Origin of the sequence: Cognatishimia sp. F0-27, from assembly GCF_020667845.1 — a bacterium.
GTDB lineage: Bacteria > Pseudomonadota > Alphaproteobacteria > Rhodobacterales > Rhodobacteraceae > JAFMPQ01.
Genome location: NZ_JAFMPQ010000015.1, coordinates 1 through 18,363, shown reverse-complemented (window position 1 = coordinate 18,363; position 18,363 = coordinate 1). Strand labels below are relative to the sequence as shown.

The 18,363-nt window shown below is 59.7% G+C and carries 16 protein-coding genes and 2 pseudogenes; 4 read left to right on the top strand and 14 right to left on the bottom strand.

Going from position 1 to position 18,363, the window contains the following annotated elements:
* Positions 1-25: 25 nt before the first annotated feature.
* Positions 26-1,273 (bottom strand): ABC transporter substrate-binding protein, encoded by a 1,248-nt coding sequence (locus tag J1C49_RS09870; RefSeq protein WP_370639392.1) that lies wholly within the window; start codon positions 1,271-1,273, stop codon positions 26-28.
* Between the two features lie 246 nt (positions 1,274-1,519).
* On the opposite strand from J1C49_RS09870, the gene J1C49_RS09865 reads away from it, so the two are divergent.
* Positions 1,520-2,563, top strand: coding sequence for a LacI family DNA-binding transcriptional regulator (locus J1C49_RS09865; RefSeq protein WP_227445653.1), 1,044 nt, complete (start codon positions 1,520-1,522; stop codon positions 2,561-2,563).
* 29 nt (positions 2,564-2,592) lie between these two features.
* Here the strand turns inward: J1C49_RS09865 and J1C49_RS09860 are convergent, their stop codons facing one another.
* The 6 genes from J1C49_RS09860 to J1C49_RS09835 form a co-directional block, all read right to left on the bottom strand.
* Positions 2,593-4,113 (bottom strand): aldehyde dehydrogenase family protein, encoded by a 1,521-nt coding sequence (locus tag J1C49_RS09860; RefSeq protein WP_227445652.1) that lies wholly within the window; start codon positions 4,111-4,113, stop codon positions 2,593-2,595.
* Complete coding sequence (locus tag J1C49_RS09855) at positions 4,114-4,881, bottom strand: enoyl-CoA hydratase/isomerase family protein (RefSeq protein WP_227445651.1); 768 nt, start codon at positions 4,879-4,881, stop codon at positions 4,114-4,116.
* Positions 4,878-6,449, bottom strand: coding sequence for an acyl CoA:acetate/3-ketoacid CoA transferase (locus J1C49_RS09850; RefSeq protein WP_227445650.1), 1,572 nt, complete (start codon positions 6,447-6,449; stop codon positions 4,878-4,880). Before J1C49_RS09850 ends, J1C49_RS09855 begins: the two co-directional genes overlap by 4 nt.
* A complete protein-coding gene (locus J1C49_RS09845; RefSeq protein ID WP_227445649.1) occupies positions 6,449-7,450 on the bottom strand; it encodes a Gfo/Idh/MocA family protein in 1,002 nt (333 codons plus the stop codon). The genes J1C49_RS09850 and J1C49_RS09845 overlap by 1 nt, the downstream gene beginning before the upstream one ends.
* 179 nt (positions 7,451-7,629) lie before the next feature.
* Complete coding sequence (locus J1C49_RS09840) at positions 7,630-8,304, bottom strand: cupin domain-containing protein (protein WP_227445648.1); 675 nt, start codon at positions 8,302-8,304, stop codon at positions 7,630-7,632.
* 61 nt (positions 8,305-8,365) lie between these two features.
* A complete protein-coding gene (locus J1C49_RS09835; RefSeq protein ID WP_227445647.1) occupies positions 8,366-9,112 on the bottom strand; it encodes a sulfite exporter TauE/SafE family protein in 747 nt (248 codons plus the stop codon).
* A 257-nt stretch (positions 9,113-9,369) separates the two neighbouring features.
* Between J1C49_RS09835 and J1C49_RS09830 the strand changes: the two genes are divergently transcribed.
* Both J1C49_RS09830 and J1C49_RS09825 read left to right on the top strand, forming a co-directional pair.
* The gene (locus J1C49_RS09830) at positions 9,370-10,470 is read left to right on the top strand and encodes a molybdopterin-dependent oxidoreductase (protein WP_227445646.1); all 1,101 of its coding nucleotides are present in this window, start codon (positions 9,370-9,372) and stop codon (positions 10,468-10,470) included.
* Between the two features lies 1 nt (position 10,471).
* On the top strand, positions 10,472-12,061 hold the full coding sequence (locus J1C49_RS09825) for a thiamine pyrophosphate-binding protein (RefSeq protein WP_227445645.1): 1,590 nt from the start codon (positions 10,472-10,474) through the stop codon (positions 12,059-12,061).
* 36 nt (positions 12,062-12,097) lie between these two features.
* On the opposite strand, the gene J1C49_RS09820 is transcribed toward J1C49_RS09825, so the two are convergent.
* The 3 genes and pseudogenes from J1C49_RS09820 to J1C49_RS09810 all read right to left on the bottom strand — a co-directional run.
* Positions 12,098-12,709 (bottom strand): glutathione S-transferase family protein, encoded by a 612-nt coding sequence (locus tag J1C49_RS09820; RefSeq protein ID WP_227445644.1) that lies wholly within the window; start codon positions 12,707-12,709, stop codon positions 12,098-12,100.
* Between the two features lie 386 nt (positions 12,710-13,095).
* Entirely contained in the window at positions 13,096-14,004 is a 909-nt protein-coding gene (locus J1C49_RS09815) for an NAD(P)-dependent oxidoreductase (RefSeq protein WP_227445643.1), read from the bottom strand.
* Positions 14,005-14,227: 223 nt separating this feature from the next.
* Positions 14,228-14,598 (bottom strand): annotated as a pseudogene (locus tag J1C49_RS09810) (transposase); the annotation flags it as partial.
* Between the two features lie 371 nt (positions 14,599-14,969).
* On the opposite strand from J1C49_RS09810, the gene J1C49_RS09805 reads away from it, so the two are divergent.
* Positions 14,970-15,143 (top strand): hypothetical protein, encoded by a 174-nt coding sequence (locus J1C49_RS09805; RefSeq protein WP_227445642.1) that lies wholly within the window; start codon positions 14,970-14,972, stop codon positions 15,141-15,143.
* Between the two features lie 195 nt (positions 15,144-15,338).
* On the opposite strand, the gene flbT is transcribed toward J1C49_RS09805, so the two are convergent.
* From flbT to J1C49_RS09785, 4 genes and pseudogenes are all read right to left on the bottom strand, one after another.
* Positions 15,339-15,767 (bottom strand): flagellar biosynthesis repressor FlbT, encoded by a 429-nt coding sequence (gene flbT / locus J1C49_RS09800; protein WP_227445641.1) that lies wholly within the window; start codon positions 15,765-15,767, stop codon positions 15,339-15,341.
* A complete protein-coding gene (flaF, locus tag J1C49_RS09795; RefSeq protein WP_227445722.1) occupies positions 15,764-16,141 on the bottom strand; it encodes a flagellar biosynthesis regulator FlaF in 378 nt (125 codons plus the stop codon). Before flaF ends, flbT begins: the two co-directional genes overlap by 4 nt.
* A gap of 69 nt (positions 16,142-16,210) precedes the next feature.
* Complete coding sequence (locus J1C49_RS09790) at positions 16,211-17,569, bottom strand: flagellin (RefSeq protein WP_227445640.1); 1,359 nt, start codon at positions 17,567-17,569, stop codon at positions 16,211-16,213.
* A gap of 398 nt (positions 17,570-17,967) precedes the next feature.
* Positions 17,968-18,257: pseudogene (locus J1C49_RS09785) on the bottom strand (integrase core domain-containing protein); the annotation flags it as partial.
* Positions 18,258-18,363 lie beyond the last annotated feature (106 nt).

Below are 18,363 nucleotides of genomic sequence, written 5' to 3'. Positions count from 1 at the left end.
CCCGGGAAGGGACGCCCGATCCGGCTTACTTGTTGATCTGAACCGCGGTCACCAGTTCCTCGACAGCGGCGGCGCTGTCATACTCGCCGTTGAAATGCGCGGTGATGACGTCATACATCGCGTTTTTCACGGCTGCCGGGTTGGCGTGGCCATGCGCCATGGAGCCATACAGGTTCCCGGAGGCCGCAGCCGCCTTGAAATCCTCGTAGCCCTGCTGACCACAGGCATCCAGTTCGGAGGCGTCAAGGTCGGTGCGCGCGGGCACGGACCCTTTCACCTTGTTGAACGCGATCTGGAAGGTCGGGGACAGGATCGATTCCGCGAGGTAGGACTGCTCACCCGAGACCATGTCGCCTTGCTTGAACATCGCGAACTGGTCGGAGTTGAACGTGACCTGATCCTGCGTTCCGGGGAAGCGGAAACACGCGAAATCCTGGCCCGGCACCTTGCCCGCGTTGAGGAATTCACCCTTGGCCCAGTCGCCCATCATCTGGAACAGCGCTTCGCCATTGATCACCATCGCGGTGGCAAGGTTCCAGTCGCGACCAGAGAAGTTGTCATCCACAAAGCCACGCAGCGTGGCCATGCGATCAAACGCTTCCTTCATCGTGTCCGACCCCAGCGCTTCTTCGTCGAGATCGACAAAGGCCGCCTGGTAGAACTCCGGGCCGCCGGTTGCCATTGCGACCGCATCAAAAATGGTCGCGTCTTGCCACGCCTGACCGCCATGGGCCAAAGCCGTGTATCCTGCAGCTTCGGCTGCTTCCATGGCGGCAACGAGCTCGTCCCAGCTTTGCGGCTGTTCGAGGCCCAGTTCGTCCATCAGCGCCTTGTTCGCCCAGACCCAGTTGGTCGAGTGCACGTTGACCGGAGCCGCAACCCATGCGCCGTCATTGGTGGAGAAGCGCTGGATCGCCGCCGGAATGACGTCGTTCCACTTTTGCTCTTCGGCCAGTGCATTCAGGTTCGCAAGCGCGCCTTCGGCGGCCCAGTCCTGAATGTCGAAGCCAAGCATCTGCACGGCTGTCGGCGCGTTGCCAGACGTGACGCGGGCGCGCAGAACGGTCATGGCATTGCCTCCACCGCCACCGGCAACCGGCATGTCCTGCCAACCGATGTCGTTGCCCGCAAGGTCGTCCTTGAGAACATTCAGCGCGGCGGCTTCACCGCCCGATGTCCACCAGTGCAGAACCTCCACGTCCTCTGCAACAGCGGTGCTTGCGGTCAGAGCCACGGCTGCGGCCGTCAGCTTCAGCGTTTTCATCATGGTCATTGTCGTCCTCCCTGTTTGACGATGCCCGTTTCGGACTAAGCGTATTGAAACGTTATAATTGGTCATCAAGTCAACCTTATTTTTTCGCCAGAACTCCACAGCATTGGTATGAACCATCTGTTTTCAGGCGAATTTTCTGCACTGCAGAAATTCCTGCGTCGACGAATCCCAGTTGAATCGTTACAATTAATTCGACTATGGTGGAACTCGGCGCGGTGACAGCACCGCCTTGGAGGACCGAGCAGCATGACACGCGATTCGACGGCGGGCGGCCTGACCAACCGTCCAAAACGCAAACCCACTTTGCGCACGATTGCGCAGATGACGGGATTCGCGGTTGCCACCGTCTCGCGCGCCTTGGCCGACGATCCCCGGATAGCGGCCAAGACCCGCGCGACGGTCGCGGAAGCAGCGCGGGCGGTGGGGTACGTGCCTGACAGAGCCGCACGGCGCTTGCGCACCGGACGGACGCAGGTCGTGACTCTGATGCTCAATACCGAGCACGAGTTTCTCGGCTTCACCCATGAGTTCCTGTCCGGCATTACCGCAGGTCTTGCCGGCACCGGGTATTCCGTGACGGTGGTGCCGGATGCGCTTGGCGCGGATCGGCTCGATCCGGTCAGAACGATCTTGCGGAACCGGCTTGCGGATGGGCTGATCTTCACGCGAACCGAAAGCTTCGACCCGCGCGCCCGCCTGCTCATGGAAGCTGATTTTCCATTCGTCAGCCATGGCAGAACCGAATTCACCGAACCGCATCCGTGGGTCGATTTCGACAATGAAAGCTTTGCCCGCGCCGCTGTGGAGCGCCATGTGCAGCGGGGCCGTGAGCGCATCGCCTTTGTACCGCCATCCGACAAGTTCACCTTTGCGCAGCATCTCCGCTATGGCTTCTTGAGCGCCGTCCGCGCCGCCGGGGTGGGATATGAAATCGCCGATACGGTCACAATCGACTCGCCCAGCGCCGTGGTCGCCGACTGGGTTCGCGCCCGCACCACTGCTCCGGAGCCACCGGATGCCTGGGTTTGCGTCGGCGAAGCCACCGCCCTCGTTACGCTCGGCGCGCTCTCGGATTGTGGCGTTTTGCCCGGGCGCGACGTGGATGTGATCTCCAAGCGTGCCTCGCCGATTTTCGACAACATACGACCACGCATCGAAACCGTGTTCGAAGACGTGCGCCTGACGGGCAAGACCATGGCAAAAATGCTGGTTCGTCGCATGCAAGGCGAAGATCCTGCGATGCTGCATCACCTGTTTTCCGCCGAGCCGGACTTCGCGCTCGAGCCCTGAGCCTGGACCGGCCTGCGCGGCACGCCCTGTCATCGCACCCAAGCTCCCCGCGTCTTGCCGATCCGCATGGTGAGCGTCTTGGTCTCAAGGAATTCCTCAAGCCCGTAGCGGCCAAGCTCACGACCCTGTCCGCTTTCCCGCATCCCGCCGAAGGGCATTTCGGGGAAACCGTCCATCCAGGTGTTCGTCCATATCGTGCCAGCCTTTGCCCGGCGTGCAAATTCGAGACAGGTATGGACATTCTCGCTCCACACACCAGCGGACAGTCCGTAGGCGGAGCCATTCACGATCTCCAATGCGTCGTCCATATCGCGGAATGTCAGGACAGCCAGAACCGGGCCGAACACCTCTTCGGTGGCAATCGGCATGTCGGGCGACACCGGCCCGACCACGGTGGGTTGATAGAACTGACCCGCCAACCCCGGGACGCGCAGAATTTCACCGCCGATCGGCACGGCGGCACCTGCCGCGCGGGCGGCGCGCACGTAGCCGTCGATCTTGGCCTGATGCTCCGGGGAGATGATTGCGCCGACCTTGGTCGCCGGATTGAGGGGATCGCCGAAAGAGACCGACCGCGACATGGCGGTGATCCGCTCGATCACCTCGTCTGCGATGTCCTGCTGCACAAGGATCCGTGAGCTGGAGTTGCAGCACTCACCGGCATTGAAATAGACGCCGAAGGCAATGGCATCGATCGCCTGCTCAAGATCTGCATCGCTGAATATGACCTGCGGATTTTTGCCTCCGAGTTCCAGCGAAACCTTTTTGAGAGTCGCGGCGGCGGCCTCCGAGATATGCTTGCCCACAGCGGTCGAGCCCGTAAACGTCACCATGTCGACGCGCGGATCGGTCGAGAGGGCGATGCCCACCGGGTCACCATAGCCCAGCACGATGTTGACAACGCCCGCCGGAACGCCCGCCTCAAGCAGCAATCCCCCCAGGATCACGGTTGTGGATGGCGTCAATTCGGAGGGTTTGATCACGCAGGTGCAACCCGCCGCGAGCGCAAACGGCAGTTTTTGACTCACGATCAGGAACGGAAAGTTCCACGGCGTGATGATGGACACAACGCCAATCGGCTCCTTGAGGACAACCCCGAGCATGTCGGGACCAAGCGTGTTGTGGCTTTCCCCGTGCATCGTGCGGGCCAACGACGCGGCGTAGCGCCAGAGATCGGCCGCGCCCTCGATCTCTGCCTCGGCCTGCGCAATGGGTTTGCCTGACTCCAGAACTTCCATCCGGGCAATCCGCGCCCGATCCCGGTCGATCAGGTCGGCCACCTTCAGCAAGAGGGTGGCACGCTCCTTGCCGGAGCGGCGAGACCAGTCATCGGCGTCAAACGCCGCGCGTGCGGCGGAGATGGCCGCATCGGTTTCCGCCCGGGTCCCCCGAGCGGCGCGGCTGACCACGAGGCCATGAGCGGGCGAGAGACGTTCAGACACCTCCCCGCTTGCGCTGTCGCACCACGCTCCGTTGACAAGATGGCGCGCCTCGAACGGGGCGTCGGAAAAGGCCTCGGTCGGGCCCGCGATGACAGTCAGATCGTTCATTTAAGCCCCTGTAAAATCGGGTTTACGCTTGTCCCGGAAGGCGGCGACGCCCTCTTCCCGGTCGTCCGTGGCCCCGACCATGCCGGAGCCGAGCGTTTCAATCATTGCGGCACTGTCTTCGCCCGCACCTGCATGAATCATGGCCTTGGCCACCTCGATTGCGCGCGGAGAGGCGTGCGTGGCTTTCTCGGCGATGGCAAAGGCGCTCGCGGTTGCGTCCTCGGCGATCTCCGCCACGAACCCCAGTGCAAGGCAGCGTTCCGCAGAGATCCTGCGGCCAAAGAGCGCCATTTCCTTGACCGCGGGCTCGCCGATCAATCGGGTCAGCCTTTGTGTGCCACTCCACCCCGGGACGATGCCAATGGACGCTTCTGGCAGCGCGATGGTCGCGCGTGGGGCCATCACGCGGGCGTCGCAACAAGCCGCGAATTCCAGTCCCCCGCCAAAGGCATGCGCACCCAGCGCCGCCACGGTCGGCTTTGAGAGCCGCGCCAGCCTGTCAAAGACGCGATGTCCGTCACGCACCCAGTGGCGCGCGAAGTCACGCGGGCTGAGCGCCCCCCATGCGAGAATGTCGGCCCCGGCACAAAACGCCTTGCACGGTGCGGCCGTCACAACAACGGCGCGCACGGAGGGATCCCGCTCGACCGCGCCCAGATGCGCGTCCAGTGCATCGAGCATATCGCGGGTGAACGCGTTGAGTTTGTCGGGATTGTCCAGTCGCAACTCGAACACCGCCCCGTGCTGAATCAGATGAACGCGGCTCACAGGGCCAACTCCATGGGCGCTTCCGAGAGCAGGGCTTTGGGCATCTGCACCGCATTCTCCGCCACGCGCACGCGGCCGTGCGATGCCTCAACGATATCACGCTCGGCATTGATGCCCGGCATGATCTCCGTCGCGAGGAGGCCCTGATCCGTCAGTCGGATCACGCAGCGCTCCGTGACATACAGGATGTCCTGCCCGGTTTCACGCGCACGGCGGCCAGAAAAGGTGACGTGCTCGACGCGATCCACCATTTTGGTGAATTTGCCCGGGCGCTTGACCGTCAAACTGTTTTCGGTGAGCGCAAGATCGGCGCCGGCCTCGAAATAGCCCGAAAACACGATGCGTCGGCCATGCGCGGTGATATCCACGAAACCGCCGCACCCGGCAGTGAGATAGGGCTTTTTGCCAAGCTTGGAGACATTGACATTGCCGTCCGTGTCAACCTCCAGGAAAGACAGGAAAGACAGGTCAAATCCGCCGCCCTGAAAATAGGTGAATTGTTGAGGCGACGGCACGTAAGCGTCGGCATTGGAGGCGCATCCAAAGGCAAAACCGGTGAGCGGCATGCCCCCCGCGGCCCCTTGTTCGATCGCCCATGTCACGGCCTGCGGTTCACCGGCCTCCAGCAGAATCCGGGGCACCTGCGCCGATATGCCAAAACCGAGATTGGCCGTCATGCCGCGACGCAGTTCCATCGCCGCACGTCTGGCCATGACCTTTTCAACCCCGTGCTCCGCAAGGCTGAAACTGTCCCAGGGCCGCATGATCTCGCCAGAGATGGCCGGGTCGTAAGAGGTCTCCGTGGTCTGCCGTTGATCGGGATCCACCACGATCAGATCCACAAGATGCCCCGGAACACGCACATCATGGGGGCGCAAGGATCCAGACGCGGTTACGCGCTTCACCTGAGCAATCACGAGCCCCCCATGGTTGCGCACGGCAATCGCCTGCTCCAACCCGCCAAGATAGGCCCCCTCATGCTCATAGGTCAGGTTTCCGCGTTCGTCTGCGGTGGTGGCGCGGATGATCGCGACCTCGGGAACGATGTTCGGAAAATGCAGCCAGGTTTCGCCGTGCATCTCGTGGCGATGCACGATGGGGCGCTCTTCTGCGCGCGCATTCATGGCGCAGCCCTCGCGGATCGGATCCACGAATGTGTCCAGCCCAACCTGGGTCAGCACGCCGGGCCGCCGCGCGGCCACATCGCGGTGCATGTCAAAAAGGATCCCGGACGGCACGTTATAGGCCGCAACGCGGTCTTCGGTGAGCATCTTCCAGATTTCGGGCATGGGCAGAGAAGACGGCCCGGAGGGGTAGCTTCCCGCGATGATCGTGGCAAGCAAACCGTCTTTTGCAAGATGGTCGATCCCCTTGATGCCATACATATCGCCCGCCGCAATCGGATGTAGCGTAGTCAGGTTGCGGGGATGCCCTTCCAAGTCAAACCGCTGGCCTATGGCTTCGAGCACCTTGTCAGGACACCCGAGCCCCGAGGAAGACGATACGGTCACAACGGCACCATCCGCGATTTGCGCGACAGCCTCTGCAGGGGTGACGACCTTTGACATCAGCGCCCCCCGTAATCGACGACGACCTCGCGCCCGGTCTCGGCGGCTTCCTTCACCGCAAGAGCGACCGCAAGGGATTTGATCCCGTCAACCCCGTCGGCCGACGGACGCCCCTGCCCGCGCGTGGCAGCATAGTACAACCCAAGCGAACGCACGTAGAGGTTATGCGCATCAAAGGCGATCGGTCGAGGGCCGTCGGCATCCGTCAGCGTGATCTCTCCAACGGGTCTTTGGGTCATCACGTCGCGCGCAACGATCGACCCGCGAGTGCCGTGCACCTCGAAGCCGGTCCTGGCAAAAGCATGGGTAAAGCTTTCATGGGTCATGACCATGGCGCCGGACGGCATCGTCCATACCGACATCACGCTGTCTTCCACCCCCTCGCCGAGGCCTGACGCAGTGGCCTTGGCCACCACGGAGACCGGGTCTTCGTCAAGGTGAAAGCGCACGGTGTCGGCATCATGGACGACGATATCGGGAATCACGCCACCGCCGGCCTCGGGATTGTCGATGCGCCAGCCCTGCAAATCCTGTGGCAATTGAACGGCGTGGAAGACCCGGATGGACAGCACGTCACCAACCGCCCCTTTTTGGATCTGTTCGCGAATCGCGAGATGTGTCCCGGCGTTCCGGAGATGGTGGTTGGTTGCGAACACGACGCCTGCGTCTTCTGCGGCTGTGACCATCTCATTGGCATCGGACACCGACATGGCGAGGGGCTTTTCACAAAGCACGTGCTTGCCTGCCGCGATGCATGCAAGCGCCTGCGCATGGTGTTTTTCATTCGTCGTGGAGATGTAAACGGCATCGCAAGGCGCCCCGGACAACAGCGCATCGAGATCCGTATAGCTTTGCGCAACCCCGTGGGTCTGTGCGTATTCTGCGCCGCGCTCGGCGCTGGATGAAAGGACCGCAGTGATCTCTGCCCCGTCCTGTGCGCGGATTGCGTCGATCATATAGCTTGATGCAATCCGGCTCGCTCCGATCAATGCCCAGCGCATGCGTGACCAACCTTTCGCTCATAGGTCCATCTGCGACGTGATTCTCGCCCGAAATTGGACCGTTCCAAATTATGCACACAGCGATACTGGATCGTTCCAAATTCGTCAACAGAAATCGAAGTTGCTGGCGCGCAGTCCGCTGCGGTCGCGTTCACAGGAGCGTCGCGTCGTGCAGGGGGTCAGCCTTCTGTCGAAGGCGCCTGCACGTAGCGAAGATGACCCGTCTTGAGCCAGATCTCGGCCCCTTCCGGCCCCGCTGTGGCAAAGAGTGGCGCACCCTCGGGCAAGCGCAGCCAGCCACGCGGGCCAAGCGTGTCGCCGTCCATCTCAAGAGACCCGTCGATCACGAGACACTCGATGCCACCGGGCGCAGAAACGGCCAGGGTCGCGCCCGGATCCGCCTCGGTATAGGTTACGGTCTCGCGTGCATCTTCGAACAAGGTCTTCTGAAACAGACCCGCACCGGTTTCTTCGAGGTCTTCGGTCATGTCGGTGCGCATCTGGTGGCGATCTTCCGGATCGAACTGCCAGAGCTTCACGAAGATGGTGCAGCCCTCTTGGGAATGGGGCGTGTGACGCGAGGTCGGCGGGTTGCGCACATAGGTCCCTGCCGGGTAGTCGCCATGCTCGTCCTGAAAGACCCCCTCCAGCACGATGAATTCCTCGCCACCCCCGTGGGTATGCGCGTCGAACGCGTGGCCCGGTTTGAAACGCACGATGGATGTCGCCCGGGCGACCTCGCCTCCGATCCGATCGAGCATGCGGCGCTCAACCCCGGCAGCGGGCGATCCGTGCCAGGCCAACGTATCGGTGGCCAACAATACCGGCTTTGTGAAATCTGCGTTTAGTTCCATGTCGGACACCCTTCCATCGCACGATCCACAAACTAGAACCGTGTCTTGGGGGCATCAAGGATCATAGCATGATGGCCCGGCGCATCAGGTCCAGCCCAAGTAGAAAGAACACCCAGATCAGCGCCTTGCGGAAGCCTTCTGGATTGAGCCTGCGCCGCAGCGTTTCACCAACCGTGAACCCAAGCAACGTCGGCACCAAAAGCGCCGCAGAGAGCGCAAAGACCGGGCCCGAAGCCAAGCCGAGCGCGGCATAGCTGCCCAGGAGCGGCACGCTTCCCGCAGCGATCAGGAAGCCGGACGCCCGGATGAACTCTTCGGTTTCGACCCTGCGGGCAGACAGATACATCGCCAAGGGGGCTCCCCATCCGCCGGTCAGTCCGCCGATGACGCCGACAATGATTGCCGTGACAACCTCCGTGATCCGCAGCAGGCGCGGAGGGATCTCTGGCACCATCCGCTTCCAGCTTGCCCCGGCAAAAATCAGCAACGCGATGCTCAGCATTGCAAGCAGGAGCCGGTCTGAGGCTTCGCGAGTCAGGTAGACCGTCAATCCGACCGTCACCATCAACGCGACGGCAAACCGCCAATGGCGGCGCATGACGCCCATCATATCGCCACCGCGTATCATCTGCCAAAGGTTGCTCATCAGCATCGGCACGAGGATCAGGGACAAGGCAAGCCGTGGCTCCATGCCAAAGGTCAAAAGCCCCATGGCGACGGTCGGCAGCCCAAGGCCCACGAAGCCTTTGACAATTCCGGCCGCAAACAGCGCGACGGCTCCGTAGTTCAGCAATGACATGACATCCATGCGATCTGCCTTAGGGCCTAAGCACGGCGAGGTATAGATCGGACGGCACAACCGACCGACGGATTATCACGCGGCGCACCACGTGGGAGGCGGTTTCGACTGCGCAGCGCGTGACTGTCGCTTTTGCGGTGTTGGTCAGAATGCGTTTGCCAATGCCACGCTCGCCGGACCAAGATCGGCTCACGCAAAGCCGTCACCGGATGAAAAAGCCGACCCCCACCGGCTTTGCAACGACGCCCAGAGAAGGACCACGAAACATGCGCAACCCGTTCGAACCCGGGCAGCCAAAACCCAAAACCGAGGATGGTCTCTTTTCGCGCCACGAGGTCGGCTTGGCCAATCGCAATTCGGGCGCCCTGCTGGAAACCCTGACGCGCGATATCACGCCAACAGGCACCCACTACCTGCTAACACATTTCGACGTCCCCATGATTGACGAAACCACGCATAGGCTGTGCTTCGAGGGGGCATTTGAAGCGCCGTTTTCCCTCGACATGGACGAGATCCGCGGCTTGCCCGTGCAGAGCATGCCCGTCACCCTTGAATGCGCGGGCAACGGTCGGTCCAACATGTCGCCGCGCAGCCATTCCATGCCATGGCATTACGAGGCTGTCGGAACATCGGAATGGACCGGGACACCGTTGGCGCCGCTGATCACGCGCGCCAAACCCCTGAACGGTGTCGTCGATTTCGCCTTCCTTGGCGCTGATGCAGGCTTTGACAAAGGCGTTCCGCATGCGTTTGGCCGCAGCCTGACACCGGAGGAGATCGATGCGCTTGACGTCCTGTTGGTCTGGGGCATGAACGGCGCGCCGCTTTTGCCCCAGCATGGCGCGCCGCTGCGCATCATCGTTCCGGGATGGTATGGCATGGCGAGCGTGAAGTGGCTCACCACGATCCGGGCCCTCACCGAACGGTATGACGGGTTTCAGCAGGTTCAGACCTATCGCTTCCGCAAGCACGAGAATGATCCGGGCGAACCCGTAAACGCGATCCGCGTGAAATCGCTTCTGGTGCCGCCGGGTGTGCCGGACTGGATCACGCGCGAACGCTGGCTGCGCGAGGGTCCTGTGACGCTGCAAGGCCGCGCGTGGTCCGGAAACGGGGTGCCGATTACGCGGGTCGAGGTCTTGCTCGATGAGACATGGCAAGAGGCACATCTGACTCCCCCGGTTGGCCGTTACGCCTGGACCGGCTGGACGATTGAGTGGGCCGCGCGTCCGGGCCGCCATATGATCGCCTGCCGCGCAACCGATGCCAATGGGGCAACCCAACCGCTCGAAGCGCCGTTCGACATGGCGGGGTTTGCCAATAACGTCGTGCACCGGGTTACGGTGCATGTAGCCGAAAGGACATGACATGAAAGACGGCCAAGGCGCGGCGCGCGGCGCCGATTTGCTTTGCTCCGCTTTGGAGAGCGAAGGGGTTGAAACCATATTTGCGCTCTCTGGCAACCAGATCATGCCGGTGTTCGATGCAGCTTTGGACACGGGGCTGCGGTTGATCCACACGCGCCACGAGGCCGCCGCGGCATATGCTGCGGAAGCCCACGCACAGATCACCGGCGGGCTTGGGGTCGCGCTGGTGACAGCCGGCGCGGGTCTGGCGAACGCTTTGGCCCCCTTGTTGACCGCACGCGCATCGCAGACACCGCTTCTGCTTCTGTCAGGCGACAGCCCGCGCGCCGGAGATGGCACCGGCACTTTTCAGGAAATGGATCAGGTCGGATTGACGCAAAGCCTTACGAAACGGTCCTATCGCCTGCGTTCGGCGGATGAGATTCCGCGTGTGCTGGCGGAATTGGCGGGGGTCGCACAGTCGGGCACGCCCGGCCCGGTTCATCTCGCTCTGCCCGATGATATTTTGCGCCAGACTGTGCAGGATCCGCTGCCCCCCGTAGCCCGTGCGACAACGCCCGCACCGGATATCGGCGTTTTAACCGCTGCGGTGCGCAATGCGACGCGTCCCCTGATCCTGCTCGGTCCCCATTTGTCTGAAAGCCGCGCACCCGGTTTGCGCAAAGCGCTTCGCGAGGCGACAGGAGCCCCGGTCCTTTGCCTCGAAAGCCCGCGCGGGCTGCGTGATCCGGCGCTTGGTGCGTGGAAACAGGCGATGGCGCAGGCGGATCTGATCTTGTCCATTGGCAAGCCGGTGGATTTCACTCAGGGATTTGGCACTGCCGCGGTGGCGCCACAGGCGTCCTGGCATGTCATCACAGAAGACACCGAGGACGCGAGCCGGGCCGAAGTGAACCTGTCTGACCGGCTCGAAACGCTGACCATTGCGGACCCGGGCGTCACGGCCCGCGCGTTTGCATCACATCCGGCGCGAGGCTCCACAGCATCCGAGTGGTTGGCTCAGGTTGACGCCCTTGTGGCCAAACGCCCCGAGCGAGGGGGCAACGGGCTTACTTCACAGTCCCTCTGCGACGCCGTGCAAGGGCGGATCGCCCTCGTCCGTGAGCCAGTATTGATCTGTGATGGCGGAGAATTCGGTCAGTGGGCGCAGTCTGTCTGTCATGCACCGACTCGGATCGTGAATGGTGTATCCGGCGCGATTGGGGGCAGCATCGGATATGCCATTGGCGCACGCGCGGCGCGGCCAAACGCGACGATCTATGCGCTGATGGGCGATGGCACCGCGGGCTTCCATCTTTCGGAATTCGAGACAGCCGCGCGCGAGGCCCTGCCGTTTGTTGCGGTCATCGGGAATGATAATCGGTGGAATGCCGAACATCTCATACAAGCCCGAGACTATGGCACCGATCGGACTCATGGATGCCAGCTGAGCGACGCACGTTACGATGAGGCTGTGTGCGCCTTGGGGGGCTTTGGGGCTTATGTCGAGCGGCTTGATGACCTCGAGCCCGCACTCCGCGCAGCGGAAGCGTCAGGCTTGCCGGCCTGCGTCAATGTGAAGATCGACGGATTGGCGGCACCGGACCCCTGACCAGCCCCCTGACCGGAGCAACCGGTTTGGCCGAAGTCACAAACCGTGTAACCTCATCGCTCTCTGCGTTGCGGGACGCGCCTTCACAGTCTCGAAAAGGGTGTGAAGCTTGGGATAGGCGTCGAGGGATACCCCGCCAGCCTGTATCCAGCGGCAGGCCTGAAAGACGTATGGGTCACAAAAGGAATACGCGTCCCCCAACGCGTACGGACCGAGAATGCCGTGATCCTCAAGGTAACGCGCACCATCAGCGAGGTTTTGGGGAACCTTGACTTTCATACCTTCGATGATCGCGGGATCGTCGCTCCACCGGGTGCCACGCTGCTGATGCGCAAATGCAATATGAACCGTGGTTGCGATATAGACACAGAGGGCCATGGCCTGAGCGAATGCAAAAGGATCGTCCGGAGCGAGCTCTTTGGCATGCGTTCTCGCCAACCAAGACAAGATGGCAGGGTTCTCGGTGAGCACGCCCCGGTCGGTTTCCAATGCAGGCAAACGGCCCTTCGGGTTCACCGCAAGAAAATCGGGAGCTTGATGGGCCGCCTTGGGGATCGGCACTTCATGCGGGGTGTAGGCGCAACCGACTTCTTCAAGCAGAACATGAACGGCCAACGCGCCCGACCCTTTGGAATAGTGAAAAATCATTGCTTTACCTCAATCCATTTCTCGACCAGGGCTGTCGGTCTCTATCGTTCAACGCGGCGCGACGCTCCCCCGCTTTTGGCAATGATATGGCACAAACGCCATCCTGGCCATGTGCCGCTGCGAGACCTTGCAAGCGGCGGGATGAGCCGGCTCCGATAGTCGCCAGCGCGCCAGGGGTCGCGGCATGTGCCAGGCCCCATCGAAAGCTGCGGCACTGTTCGGCGTATCCGCCGTTTGGTGGGACGCGACACTGACTTTGGCGTGAAAAATGCAGGCCCGCCCCATTCGAACCGAAAAGCGTAACCGCATCGTGCCGTCTGGCAAGCGTGCAGCCCTGGCCGGCAGACGTTCCCTCGCAAACCGTTTTCGTAACATGATCCGGTTCGTCATGCCGGGTAGCGGGCGATTGTGCGTGCCAGACCTTCCGACAACGGGATTTTCGGAGCCCATCGGAACAGCTCTTTTGCGCGGGAAACATCCAGCACGATATCCCCGACGACCGACGGAGCATGCACATCTACGGTTCTTATCTGACGCCCGGTTTGATGCTCAATCTCTGAAATCAGTTCGAGGATGCTGGTTCCAACGCCACTGCCCAAATGCACGATATCAATCGCTTCAGAGCGCTTCCGCCTGAGAATGGCATGGATCCCCTCCACCATGTCGTCGACATGCAAGAAATCGCGTTTCGCCTTGCCGCCGTTCTGGATGGTGAAAGGCTTCCCGCTGCGCGCCGCCTCGATCAGCATGGACACAACACCGCGCCCGCCAGTCTGTAACTGTGCACCGAATGGGTTGGACAGTCGCAGGATGGTCAATGGAAAGCCGTGGCGCAGGGCAAGGTGAGAGAGCTGCGCCTCCACCGTGAGCTTTTGCAGGGCATAGTGCGTTTTCGGCGCTGTCTGGTGTGTTTCGGAGATGGGTAACTCGGGCGCATCGCCGTAGATCGCTCCGCCACTGGAGATATACACGAAATGCCCCAACCACCCCGCATCCAGCAGTCGTGTGACGAAAGACACCTGGGGGCGTATGGTCTGCTGCCAAAGATCGTCCAGGTCGTGAAACGGCTCTCGTGGGCTGGACAGTCCAGCAAAGTGAATAATCGCAGCACCTCTGTCAATCTCACGCGCCCAATCGGCGTCCAGAAGGTTGGGGCGTGTGAGATTGGTCAGACGGTCGTTGCCAAGCGGCCCGCGCCGCGAAACGCCAATCGCGTCAAGGCCCGTGACGCGATCCAAAACCTGTAAGGTTTCAAAGCCCAAGACGCCCGTCGTGCCAGTAACGATCACCTGCATAGCGTTTTCAGCCCGCACCTCGTTTGCATTATCGAAGATCAGGATAGACCGGACTTGTCAATGGAGTGGCGTTTTCCTGTAAAGCTTTGGATTTGTATCGGCCAAGCCTTACCGTTAGTGGCAGTGCGCTCGTCCCACCCCAATGGCTTGAGCCCTTTTGGGGTCTCCCAATCTGGCGGAGAATATGTCGGATATTTCTGCCATTTTTGAGTTTTGGACTTTATCTGTAACAGGTCTCGCTGACATCGAATACCCGACTGGCCAGCGCGACCCTGACGCCCATCACCGCCATCGTTTTCACGGCCAACTCCCGGCGTTGAGCTGGCCGCGTCACTTTTTTCCCAGTGCCGCTTTGAGCAGATCATTCTGCATTCTGACGCAAGCATAGATGCGCTTCAGGCGGCAGTTCTTCTCCGCCATCGCCGTCTTCTCGCTGATGACGCTGGCGTCAATCCCGCCATGCTTCGCCCGCCATTTGTACAGAGTCGGACTGCGCATGCCGTGCTCGCGACACAGCTCGGCAGCAGGCATAACGCCCTCCATATGGTGCAGCACACCCATGATCTGAGCTTTTGTGAAATGTGTCCTCTTCATCGGAATCTCCCCGTTCATTCCGCCGAGAAAACTCTACTTCCGCATCTCTTTCAGATCCGAGGGACTACCCGCTGCCCAGTGTTTTTGTTGAACCCCAGAAGCCTTGCAGCGGTGCGATAGCCGACAGGCGGTTCTTCTTCGATCAACGCTTTTGGGCCTAACAAATTTGTCGTCCAGTTTGGGCCGAGGCTTCGTAGATTTTTAGTAGACCGTGCGGCGCGGAACACTAAACCGGGCGCACAGCTTGGAGATAGGTTCATTGTCACCGGCAGCGAGAAGGCCTTCATGAAGCGTCCGGATCAATTGTCATCCTCCCGCCCCATGAGTGCCGGCAACTTTTTTTGTGCTCTGACGTCCAGCACGGCCTCATCATGGGCTTCTTGCAATTCGCGGAACTGCTTCTCCTACTGCTGGCGCACATCAAGCGGGTTGGCCTTCAGGGCATCCTACATACCCTTGCGCGCATCATCGTTTCAGTTCTTTTTTCGCTGATGGTGCCTGAACTTCAAGACGGGCTGGCCACAGCCATTGTCGTCTTGCCGTAAATGATCTCAATGACGAGGCGCGGATTACCCGTTCGCCACCAATCTCCTGATACCGTTTTCCACTGGTCCGCTCCTCGCTGTGCTTTCCCCCTTGCAGCATGAGCAAGGTTTCATCGGGTCGTTGCAATAAACGCGGCTTGAGCACAAAACACCCGATGGTTTCTCTGCGAAGCAGAAGGCAAGTGGGGTTTCAGGTCACTGAGTTTGCATAAATGCAGGATTATCGCGACGAGCGGCAATCAATCGATCCTCTCTTGCAAGGAGGCCGCGAAGCGCCTTCAGACATCGGTACGGATGATCTTCCAACAAGGCTTCGGTCGCCTGGTTGAGCAAGCTTCGACTGTCATAATCGGTGAAAACGCGGCTCAACTCCTCAATTTCTCGCAATAATCTCGTCTGATGCCCGGCCCCTGAAGTATCACCTGTCAACATCAGTTGGGCCGAGTAGCAAACGCGGCGAACTGGGGTCGTTGCTTCATCAGGATGAATGGCATCACGAAGTCGAAGAATATTCGCATTTGGAGTGACAATAGACAATCTACTGCGGCGGTCGCCATTTTCAATGACCGCACCATTTATCAATACCCTTTCTCGCGGCCCCAACTTTAATACCAAGCCAGTCATCTAGTGGTTCCTTTTCCCGATAGTCCGCGCAAAATAGCAGAATTGATATCCAATAGTGGACGGACAGAGGCTCCATCAAGCAAAACCTTTCGGGTATATACTTGAACAAATTCAGACAGATAGAAAATTCTTGCCCGAAGTTCTTGCGGAAGCCGATTATTCTCATTGGCTACGTCAACAGCCAAAGTCGTCCATACCCGTTGATTATCGGACAATGCCTCCACCAAATCCGAATATTTCAAAGCACCAGCCTCAGCGGAGGCCTTAATCCTATGAGTAACTTTCGCAATAAGCAGATACTCTGTGCTACGATCTGTCCTCGTTGTTTGGACGGCTTGACCGTAGGCCTGTCTTGCCAGACTTGAACTATTCACAATGATACCCAATATGATCGACCGAAGATAATGACCGAAGACCCAGCAGGGCCCTCGGTCAAAGATCTATTACCGGAAGAGAGAAAGAAGGGACTGAGGCGCCTGGTTTGCGATCGAAAGTGCCTGAACCCCAAGCTGCTGCTGCACCTGCAGAGCCTGCAATCGAGCAGAAGCCTCTTCCATATCGGCATCAACAAGCGTACCGATACCCGACTTCAGGGCATCAGTGAGCCCCGAGATAAACTCGGATTGCGTTTCGATCCGGCCTTGGGCTGAACCGAACTGCGCTGCCGAGTCGATGGAAATCTGGATCAGCCCTTCAATTTCATCGAGCGCCGAGTCAGCACCTGCATCCGTTGTCACATCGATATCGGTCAAAGCCTCAAGCCGCCCACCGATTGTGGTATCGTCTGCGTCAAACTGTTCCGCATTGACAGAAAACGTATCGGCCGCTTGATCATCAAATCCTTCGATTACAAGGCTAAAACCATCATCGCCAACTCTGGCCTGAATTTTTCCAGAACCCTCGCCAACAAGTTCGGAGCCGAGCGTCTCCTTTGCATACTTGTTGAATGCGTTAGCGAGGCCAGTGGCTACATCATTCGCCGTATCACCGTCACGCGCAACATAGGTGACATCCCCGTCCGCTGTGTTGAAACCTGCTGGAACCTGTCCACCCGAGGCGGAGATCACGATTTGAAAACCGGTACCGGCTTCTACGGCGTCATCAGCACTAAAATTCGCCAGAGACGGTGCGGTCGCTGCCGCTTCCGATCCGATATTGATCGTCAGGGACGCGTTGGCGCCGGTGTTGACGGCCGTTACTGCCTGTGCGGCAGTTGTACCGAATGCAAACAAGTCTGCGTTCGTAGCAGGGCTTGTACCTGTGTAGTCAATGGAAGACGCCCCTGTCCCCAGATCCTGCTTACCGACCGTAATATCGCTTGCAGCAACACCGTCAGCAGAGCGATCCAAGGAAGCAAGTACGTTGACCGAACCGGAACCAGCGGCGGTTTCCGTGTTTGACAAGAGGTTAAGACCGTTGAACTGCGCGGCACCGACAACCGCACCAATTTGATCGCGAAGCGCCGATATATCAGTTTGGATCTTGGCGCGATCAACGTTTTCCTCTTGAGCTGCAACAACCTTTCCTTTGATCTCAGTCAGCAACTCAGTCACTGTCTCTGCTGCTTGGCGTGCAACTGTGACAGTTGATTGTCCCAAATTAAGGCTGTCGGAGATCCCTTTGAAGCCTTTGACATCTGCTTCCATAGTTTTCGAGATCGCCCAGACCGCGGCGTTGTCTTTAGCATTCGCTACGTTCTTGCCGGTAGAAATCTGAGATTGAGTTTCGGCAAGATTGGAGTTGATGGATCGAAGTGTTTGCAGCGCCACCATCGCGCCGTTGTTGGTCAGAATACTGGACATTTTAGTTTCCTAGATTTTTCTTGATGATTTTACATCAACTGGTCAAACCGTTTCCGGTCATGTCAACGCCTTCTGACGGCTACAGACAAAAATGCCTGCACAAACTTTCTGTGGTGTGTGCACCATGAGCCATGGTTGCTAAAGGAAGCCTAACAAAAGCAGAGAAGATCATATGATTTAACAAATATTTGAGTTATCCCGAACGAGCACCAATGCAAATCTCGAAAAATCAGCAATAGCCTTGGCTCTGGACCCCCCAAAGGCTCAACAAGATCGAATTCAGATAAAATTAATACTGACCTGCCCCCAAGGTCATCCCTCACTCATGATGAGTGTCTGCGGGTCTTTGCACTTTTCCCCAACCTTGGACCGCCGGAAGCTGGATTTTTCCGGCTTCTTCACGGCGACGGGCTGGTGACGTCATCGGGATAATGTATGGGAATAAGCACGTTGTATCCGATCGCGCTGCGGGGTCTGCCCTCGTTGTAGTTCCTACGTCGATCCCGCAGCTTGTCCCGCGCATCCGCAAGGCTGATGAACCAGTGCGCGTTCAAACACTCCGCCCTCAGCATGCTTCTGAAGGCTTCGATGACCCGTTGTCCGCAGGTTTGCCGGGCCTTGAGAGGTCGAGCGTGACGTCGTTGGTATAGGCCCAGAGATCAAGGTCACGGGAGACGAACTCTGGGCCATAACACCTTTGGAATGACGTTGATTTAGAGGCTATGATTGCCTGCGCAGCCATCAAAAAGCGCAGCAGGTGATCATAGCCGGGTCTCGGGTCCCTACAGTGGTTT